An 833-nucleotide genomic window follows, 5' to 3' on the forward strand; every position below is an offset into this window, starting at 1 on the left:
GGCCGTTCCTGCCCGAGGGCGGGGCCCCCGGCCACCAGGGCGAGCAGCGCGAGGACGCGCGCCGGACGGAGGAGGGTCGGCAGGTCGGTCATGGGGATCACGGCGTCTGCTGCCGCGCGACGCCGAAGCGCACGACGGTCAATCCGGGTTCGGGCGTCTGCGCCATCGCGGCCTCGCCCGGCTGGGCTTCGGGGGGCTCGGGCGGCCGTCCCGCATCCGCGAGGCTGCGCAGCGACAGCGACAGCGAGCCGACCTTCTGGGCGAGTGTCAGTGTCTCCGCCTGGGCGGGGGTGACGGCGAGCGTGGCGGTCTCGCCGGTGACGACGTTGGTGCCGTTCTTCTCCTGGATCAGCTGACCGATCGCCAGGACGCGGATATCGGTCAGGATGGTCTGGGAGAGCTGCACCTCGCTGTTGTTGGCGCGGGAGTTCGCGTCGTCGCGAAAGGTGCGGATCACGTCGACGCGGTCGTTGGGCAGGATGAAGCCGCCGGCGGAGTTGGTGCCGCGGCTGTCGGTGACGATGGCGACCGCGCGCATCCCGGAGGGCAGGATCGCGGCCATGAACCCGCTGTCGGGCCGGACCAGCTTCTGCGCCCGGATCGGCTCGCCGGCGAGGAAGCCCGAACGCACGGAGGCGCCGACCGTCTCGTCCAGCGCCTTCGCGTTGTCCTTGCGGCTGATGTAGCCCGCCGTCATCGCGGCGTCCGGCCAGGGCTGCCAGCGCAGGTCCGCGGCCCGCAGCACCTGGCCCATGGGCATGTCGGCGGCGGCCACCAGCACCTCGGTCACCGGAGGCGGCGGCGGCAGCTCGGCCTTCGGGGCCGGCGGCGGC

At 73.6% G+C, this 833-nt stretch carries 1 protein-coding gene; it reads right to left on the minus strand.

Annotated features, from left to right (window positions below; genetic code table 11):
• Positions 1-97 precede the first annotated feature (97 nt).
• Positions 98-833 (minus strand): Flp pilus assembly protein CpaB (gene cpaB / locus FV228_RS31230; RefSeq protein WP_147857920.1); only part of this gene is annotated, 736 nt, incomplete at its 5' end.

The organism is Methylobacterium sp. WL18, from assembly GCF_008040015.1.
GTDB lineage: Bacteria > Pseudomonadota > Alphaproteobacteria > Rhizobiales > Beijerinckiaceae > Methylobacterium > Methylobacterium mesophilicum.